The 7809-nt window shown below is 48.8% G+C and carries 7 protein-coding genes; all 7 read right to left on the bottom strand.

Annotated features, from left to right (window positions below; all coding sequences use genetic code 11):
* Positions 1-270: 270 nt before the first annotated feature.
* Positions 271-738: a Dps family protein gene (locus V7D78_RS03465; RefSeq protein WP_442886496.1), complete on the bottom strand. Its 468-nt coding sequence runs from the start codon at positions 736-738 to the stop codon at positions 271-273.
* Positions 739-879: 141 nt separating this feature from the next.
* A complete protein-coding gene (locus V7D78_RS03460) occupies positions 880-2469 on the bottom strand; it encodes an ABC-F family ATPase (protein WP_333607034.1) in 1590 nt (529 codons plus the stop codon).
* A 168-nt stretch (positions 2470-2637) separates the two neighbouring features.
* Positions 2638-3288 (bottom strand): bifunctional 4-hydroxy-2-oxoglutarate aldolase/2-dehydro-3-deoxy-phosphogluconate aldolase, encoded by a 651-nt coding sequence (locus tag V7D78_RS03455; RefSeq protein WP_333607033.1) that lies wholly within the window; start codon positions 3286-3288, stop codon positions 2638-2640.
* A gap of 4 nt (positions 3289-3292) precedes the next feature.
* Positions 3293-4264: a glucokinase gene (locus tag V7D78_RS03450; protein ID WP_333607032.1), complete on the bottom strand. Its 972-nt coding sequence runs from the start codon at positions 4262-4264 to the stop codon at positions 3293-3295.
* Complete coding sequence (gene edd / locus V7D78_RS03445) at positions 4257-6089, bottom strand: phosphogluconate dehydratase (RefSeq protein ID WP_333607031.1); 1833 nt, start codon at positions 6087-6089, stop codon at positions 4257-4259. The genes V7D78_RS03450 and edd overlap by 8 nt, the downstream gene beginning before the upstream one ends.
* An 8-nt stretch (positions 6090-6097) precedes the next feature.
* Complete coding sequence (gene pgl, locus V7D78_RS03440) at positions 6098-6790, bottom strand: 6-phosphogluconolactonase (protein ID WP_333607030.1); 693 nt, start codon at positions 6788-6790, stop codon at positions 6098-6100.
* A gap of 2 nt (positions 6791-6792) precedes the next feature.
* Positions 6793-7809, bottom strand: a 1017-nt coding sequence (gene zwf, locus V7D78_RS03435; protein WP_333607029.1) for a glucose-6-phosphate dehydrogenase, incomplete at its 5' end; no start/stop codon positions are given.

Below are 7809 nucleotides of genomic sequence, written 5' to 3'. Positions count from 1 at the left end.
ACATGACTGCAATCCACATCAGGGGGGCAACTGCTCGCATGGTAGAACCTATTTTTTAGTAGAGTGTTATAAAGTTAGGGTTTGCCGGAAAAGGCGGCAGGATAATAGCACATCAAGACGGCTAGAGCTGCAGATGAATACACAAAATACTACGGTAAAATGAAGATCGAGACTAAAGTGGTATAAAAAAACACCAAGTTAAGTCAGTAATACTTAAGCTTGGTGCTTGGTTAGGCGTTATAGCAGGTTAAATTGAACACTACATAACTATCAGGCCACTAAACTGCGCAGCATCCAGGCATTCTTTTCATGCACGGTCATACGTTGCGTTAATAAATCCAGCGTCACTTCATCAGCAGCACCATCGGCCACCGGTACTATTGATCGTGCAGTTTTAGCAATCGCCTCCTGGCCTTTAACCAAATCTTTAATCATCTCTTCAGCAGTGGGAATACCATCCGCTTCTTTGAGGTTAGTCAGCTTGGCGAATTCTTTGTATGAACCCGGTGCAAACTCACCCAGAGCACGGATCCGTTCAGCGATGTCATCCACTGCCAGCGCCAGCTCGTTGTAATGAGTTTCAAATAAGGTATGCAGCGTTTGAAACATTGGCCCGGTGACGTTCCAATGGTAATTATGGGTTTTTAAATACAGAGTGTAGGTATCAGCCAATAATACAGACAAGCCCTTGGCGATAGCTTTGCGTTGTTCTTCTTCAATACCGATATTAATCTTCATCATCATGTCCCCGTTAGCTGAAAAGTAAAGCTGTAAACATAAAAACAGTAACTTAGCTATTAAAAGTATGGGGGCGTCCGGAAATAAAACAAGCCAGCAATAGCTGGCTTGTCGTTAAACAGTCTGTGTAGCTCAATAAAATCAGCTGGCCTGCGCCACCAGATACTCTTCGTAGCTGCCGACGAAATTACGTACGTCTTTACCGGTAATTTCAATAATACGGCTGGCCAGTGACGAGACAAACTCCCGGTCATGGCTGACAAAAATCAAAGTCCCTTTATAATGTTCCAGCGCCAGGTTCAGTGATTCAATTGACTCCATATCCAGGTGGTTAGTAGGCTCATCCATCACCAGAATATTAGGGCGTTGTAACATCAGCTTACCAAACATCATGCGGCCTTTTTCACCACCAGACAGCACTTTCACCGATTTTTTGATTTCATCTTGTGAAAATAACAAGCGGCCTAAAATACCGCGAATGGCTTGTTCATCATCAGACGGTTGCTTCCACTGGCTCATCCAGTCAAACAATGTCATATCGGTGGCAAACTCATGCGCATGATCTTGTGCATAATAACCAATATTAGCATTTTCAGACCATTTCACCGTACCGGCTTCCGGTGTTAAATCCCCCACCAGACACTTTAACAGCGTAGATTTACCGATACCATTAGGCCCTAGAATAGCGACTTTCTCACCCACTTCTATAGTTAAGCCTAAGTTATTTAATAGCTTAAGTTCACCAAAGCCTTTGGCTAACCCTTCTACTTCCAGCGCTAAGCGATACAGCTGCTTTTGCTGCTCAAAACGAATAAAGGGGTTGACCCGGCTGGAGGCTTTCACTTCTTCTAACTGGATCTTATCAATTTGCTTAGCACGCGAGGTTGCCTGCTTAGCTTTAGAGGCATTGGCAGAGAAACGACTGACGAAGGTTTGCAGCTCAGATATTTGGGCTTTTTTCTTGGCGTTATCCGATAACAAGCGCTCACGCGCCTGGGTGGCCGCGGTCATATACTCATCATAGTTACCCGGATATAAGCGTAACTCGCCGTAATCTAAATCGGCCATATGGGTACAGACGCTATTTAAAAAGTGCCGGTCGTGCGAAATAATGACCATAGTGGAATTACGCTCCGCCAACACCGTTTCTAACCAGCGGATAGTATTGATATCCAGGTTGTTGGTAGGCTCGTCTAACAGCATGATTTCCGGATCAGCAAATAGCACCTGCGCCAGTAATACCCGCAGTTTAAAGCCCGGCGCTATGGCCGACATCAAGCCAAAATGTTGCTCTACCGGAATACCAACACCAATCAGCAATTCACCGGCGCGTGATTCTGCGGTATAGCCATCCATTTCACCAAAGGCGACTTCCAAATCGGCGACTTTCATGCCGTCTTCTTCGCTCATCTCGGCGCTGGCGTATATACGATCGCGTTCTTCTTTCACTTTCCACAGTTCAGCGTGGCCCATGATCACGGTATCAATCACTGAATATTGCTCAAAAGCAAATTGATCCTGATGCAGTTTGGCCACACGGTGATTCGGCTCGACAAAGACATTACCCGCCGATGGCTCTAATTCGCGGCTGAGAATTTTCATAAACGTGGACTTGCCACAGCCATTAGCACCGATCAAACCATAACGGTTGCCCTCGCCAAATTTGATAGAAATGTTTTCAAACAACGGCTTAGCGCCGAATTGCATGGTAATATTGGCAGTTGAGATCACAAAGAGGTCCGCTACAGGTTAAACTGGATGAAAAAGGAGCGCTACTATACGTGTTTTAGCGGAAAAACTCAAAAAAACGTACACACTAAACTATGAATAACAGCAAACTGCCGCTTTAAAAAGCATAAAACCGGCATTTTTGCCGGTTTTATGCTTTTTAAGAATAACTTAGCGCGCAGCCGCTGTCGCCACCGCTGCCTTAGTCAGCGCTGTTACTCTGGCCCAGTCTTTCTGACTGACCGCATCATCAGGTACTATCCAGGAACCGCCAACACAGCTAACATTGGGCAGGGCCAGATATTCCAGGAAGTTCTTCTCATTAATGCCACCGGTCGGGCAAAATTTAATATCCGAAAACGGCCCATATATAGATTTAAGGGTTTTCACCCCCCCCGCCGCTTCAGCCGGGAAAAACTTAAAGTGCGTATAGCCCAGCCCCGTGCCTTCCATCAGCTCAGAAATACTGGCAATACCTGGTATAAGCGGGATAGGCGCATCTTTGCCGGCTTGCAGTAACTCGCGGGTTAACCCCGGGCTAATTGCAAAACGCGCGCCTGCAGCAATCACTTGCTGCAGTTGCTCAGCGGTGGTGACAGTACCTGCTCCGACAATGGCATCAGGCACTTGCTCTGACAGCAATTTGATGGCGGCCATGGCCACGGGTGTACGCAATGTCACTTCCAGTACCTTAATGCCGCCGGCCAGCAACGCCTGCGCCATAGGTACGGCATCTGCCAGATCTTTTATTACAATAACCGGTACTACCGGGCCTTGCACAAAGAGTGTGGCCGGTTGTAATTGCCAATTTTCAAATGCCATATACTTAACTCGCCAAAGATTGTTTTAAATAGACAGCGGCACCCAGTAAGCCTGGCTGCTCTGCTGTAACGATAAAGGTCGCAATTTGGCGATTAAAGGCACTAAAGCGACCTTTAGCTTCAAAACGACGACGAAATTCACTGTCTTGCAATAACGGTAACAGCTTAGGCACTATGCCGCCGGCGACATAGACGCCACCAAAGGTACTGAGCGTTAATGCCAAATCACCGGCAACACTGCCCAGGCTGGCAAAAAACTGCTGTACACTCGCCAATGCCAGCTCAGATTGGCCATTTAGGGCTTGCTCGCCAATTTCAGCCGCACTGAGTGCAGGCACATCACGTTGCCGGTACAAGGCCAACGCCCGGTAAATGGCTTCAAGTCCGGGGCCAGATAGCAGCCGCTCAGGTGATACATGTCCATATTCTTTCGCCAATAGCTGCTGAATAAACCATTCCTGTTCAGTTTGTGCCGCCCAGTCGATATGGCCGCCTTCGCCAGGCAAGGGCAAATACTGACCATTGACCGGTATTAAGTGCGCCACGCCAAGGCCGGTGCCTGCACCCAATACCGCCATTGGTTTACGGTTATCGACACTGCCAGTGCCCACTGCTATTTTTTCATGCTCGCCTAGGGCAGGCAGACACATGGCCACCGCAGTAAAATCGTTCATAACCAACAAACTGTCTAAAGCCAGCTGTTGCTGCATTGCCTTAATAGAAAACTGCCAGTGAAAATTGGTCATGCTGACCAGATCAGTGGTCACCGGACAGGCAATTGCAATGGCGACATGCTTAATATGTTGCAGGCTCTGCTGTTGCTGATAATGGCTTAGCGCATCAGCCAGGCTGGCAAAGTTAGCACAGGCAAACACGGCCACCTTATCCAGCGTCAAATCAGCCAGACAAACACGGCTGAAGCGGGCATTAGTACCACCAATATCGGCGACTATGGCATGCAGCGGTAACTCAGCCATGCAGATGCTCCTCAGTAATGAATAAACTGCATGCCCCCTGCTCGGCACCAGTTAATTGCAAGCGCAGCGCACCAAACATCTCACGGCCCATACCATAATGACTGGCAGCTAAATCTTGCTGCGCGAGCGGCCGGGCGTTAAATTCAGCCTCATCCACTAACACTTGTAATTTACCGCTGTTGCCATCGACCAATAGCATGTCACCACTTTGAATACGGGCAATGCCACCGCCATCCACCGCTTCTGGTGTGACATGAATGGCTGCCGGCACCTTACCTGAAGCACCTGACATACGGCCATCGGTGACCAGCGCCACTTTATAGCCGCGGTCTTGCAGCACGCCTAAAGGCGGCGTTAATTTATGCAGCTCTGGCATGCCAATAGCTTTGGGTCCCTGAAAACGTACCACCACAATACAGTCTTTGTTTAAATCGCCGGCTTTAAAGGCCGCATCCAGCTCGTGCTGGCTGTGAAACACCACCGCTGGAGCCTGAATCACTTCAGTGCCCTCGCGCAGCGCCGAGGTTTTTAAAATGGCCCGGCCAATATTGCCAGACAGCACTTCTAAGCCGCCATGGCTTTTAAAAGGCTTCGCCACACTGGTGAGCACTGAGGCATCCAAAGATTCAGCCGGTGCATCAATCCATTGTAATTGGCCATCTTTCATTACCGGTGTTTGCGTATAACGGCGTAAGCCCGGACCGGCGATGGTTTGCACATCTTCGTGCAATAAACCGGCATCCAATAACTCACGCATTAGCAGTGCCATTCCGCCAGCTTGCTGAAAGTGATTAATATCGGCCTGGCCATTGGGGTAAATGCGGGTCAGTAATGGCGTTGCGGCAGATAACTGGGCAAAATCATCCCAATTAACGATAAAGCCCGCTGAGCGGGCAACCGCCACTAAATGCATAGTATGGTTAGTCGAGCCTCCGGTGGCCAACAAGCCAACAATGCCATTGACAATGGCTTTGGCATCCACCAGCTTACCTATAGGTAAATAGTTATCACCCAGTTCAGTTAACCGCGTCACCTGACGGGCAGCGGCTTTGGTCAGCTCATCGCGTAAAGCAGTACCCGGATTAACAAAAGAGGAACCCGGTAAGTGCAGGCCCATCATTTCCACAACTAACTGATTAGAATTAGCAGTACCGTAGAAGGTACAGGTACCGGCAGAGTGATAGGAGGCGGACTCGGCTTCGAGTAATTCTTCTTTGCCGACTTTTCCTTCAGCAAATAATTGGCGCACCCGGGCTTTTTCTTTATTAGGTATGCCCGATGGCATAGGGCCGGCAGGCACAAAAACAAAGGGTAAATGGCCAAAACTTAACGCCGACATTAACAAGCCCGGTACAATTTTATCGCAAATGCCGAGCATCAGGCCGCCATCAAACATATTGTGCGATAAGCCCACTGCGGCTGACATAGCAATAACATCGCGGCTAATCAGGCTTAACTCCATGCCAGGTTGTCCCTGAGTGACACCGTCACACATGGCAGGAACGCCGCCGGCAAATTGTGCCACGCTACCAACCTCCGCCACGGCTTGTTTGAGAATAGCCGGGTAATGCTCGTAAGGCTGATGCGCTGACAGCATATCGTTGTATGACGACACTATGCCGATATTAGCCTTATTCAGGCTGCGAAGATCGGCTTTATCCTGCTTGTTACAGGCAGCAAAACCATGAGCCAGATTGCCGCAACTCAGCACACCACGGTGTGGCCCCTTTTTGCGGGCTTGCTCTAAACGGGATAAATAAATGGCCCGGCTTTTCGCGCTGCGCTCAATTATTCTGTCGGTAACTTGTTGCACCACAGGATCCATAAAAACCTCTAATTTGCTGAATACATCACGGCGACATCATGCGCCGGGTGTTGTAAAAAAGCCCGAATAGGCATGGCATTGACATCGCTTGACGCCATGGCCTGCTCTAATACCGTTAATTTATTAGCGCCAACCAAATGCAAAAACAATTGACGACTGTTGAGTAGGCGTGTTTTGCTCAAAGAAATACGCGTATAAGGGGCGGTGGTCGGCTGCACAGCCAATAGCGGCGGCGCATCGTCTGCCAGCCCGGCAGCCAATTGAGCACTGCATGGAAATAACGACGCCGTATGGCCATCCTCGCCCATACCTAAAATCACCGCATCAAAAGTCGGCATATCGGCCAGGCGTTGGGTAATCTCTGGCACGGCGTCGATGGCGCTGTCAGCCGCTGCATATAAACTGATGAAATTGGCCGTTGCTGCCTTATGTTGCAATAGGCTGGCTTTCACCAAACGTTCATTACTGTCTGGCGCATCTGGTGGTAAATAACGATCATCTGCCAGTAAAATAGTAACCTTATGCCAGGCCAGTTCAGTTTGCGCCAACGTTTGAAAAAGCGCCTGAGGTGTACGGCCGCCTGAAACCACCAGATGAGCCTGACCGCGCTTGCTAATGGCCTGCTGCATCAAGCTAATTAACTGACTGGCAAAGGCCGCATTCAGCTGTTCGGTGTTAGTAAACTCGTGTAGCGTCATCATGATTATTCGTCCCAGTTTCTTTCGTCTCTGGCCATCATCGAAATAGCCGCAACCGGCCCCCAGCTGCCGGCCTGATAGCTTTTTGGTGGCTCGTTAGAGTGTTTCCAGGCTTCAAGAATGCCATCGACCCACTGCCAGGCTTGTTCAACTTCATCACGGCGCACAAACAAATACTGATTGCCCAGCATCGCCTCTAATAACAAACGCTCATAAGCATCGGCAATGCGTTGCGATTTAAAGGTTTCATCAAAGCTTAAATCCAGCTTACTTTGTTGTAAGCGCATCGACTCGCCAAGACCAGGTATTTTGTTCATCACCTGTATCTCAACACCTTCGTCTGGCTGTAGCCGGATAATCAGTTTATTTGCCGGCAGTTCGCTGTAGTTTTCATGAAAGATATTATGCGGTTGTGGTTTAAAGCAAATCACCACTTCACTGTGTTTTTTCGGCATACGTTTACCGGTACGCAGGTAAAACGGCACACCGGCCCAACGCCAGTTATCAATGTCGACCTTAATGGCGATAAAAGTTTCGGTTTTACTGTTAGGCCGCGCGCCCTCTTCTTCCAGATAACCCGGCACAGACTGGCCGGCAACAAAACCTGAGCTGTATTGGCCACGCACGGTTTTCTCAGAAATATTGCTGCGGTCTATACGGCGTAAGGCTTTTAAAACTTTGAGTTTTTCATCACGGATACTATCGGCATCTAACCGTGCCGGTGGCTCCATGGCAATAAGAGATAACACCTGTAACAAGTGGTTCTGCACCATATCACGCATCTGACCGGCATCATCATAGTAACTCCAGCGTCCTTCAACGCCGACTTCTTCAGCCACGGTAATTTGCACATGATCAATGGCATTATGATCCCAGTTCGAGGCAAATATCGCATTGGCAAAACGCAGGGCCAGCAGGTTTAATACCGTCTCTTTGCCTAAATAATGGTCGATACGGTATATCTGACACTCTTTATAGTATTGTGCGACCTGATCGTTTATCACTTTAGAGGACGCCAGATC

Origin of the sequence: Arsukibacterium sp. (assembly GCF_036735525.1) — a bacterium.
Lineage (GTDB): Bacteria > Pseudomonadota > Gammaproteobacteria > Enterobacterales > Alteromonadaceae > Alishewanella.
This window is presented reverse-complemented; position numbering and strand designations above follow the sequence as displayed.

Excerpts from the sequence above, each read along its gene's own strand:
- pgl (WP_333607030.1), bottom strand. The coding sequence starts at position 6,790 with ATGATGACGCTACACGAGTTTACTAACACCGAACAGCTGAATGCGGCC.
- V7D78_RS03450 (WP_333607032.1), bottom strand. The coding sequence starts at position 4,264 with ATGGCTGAGTTACCGCTGCATGCCATAGTCGCCGATATTGGTGGTACT.
- V7D78_RS03455 (WP_333607033.1), bottom strand. The coding sequence starts at position 3,288 with ATGGCATTTGAAAATTGGCAATTACAACCGGCCACACTCTTTGTGCAA.
- edd (WP_333607031.1), bottom strand. The coding sequence starts at position 6,089 with ATGGATCCTGTGGTGCAACAAGTTACCGACAGAATAATTGAGCGCAGC.
- V7D78_RS03465 (WP_442886496.1), bottom strand. The coding sequence starts at position 738 with ATGAAGATTAATATCGGTATTGAAGAAGAACAACGCAAAGCTATCGCC.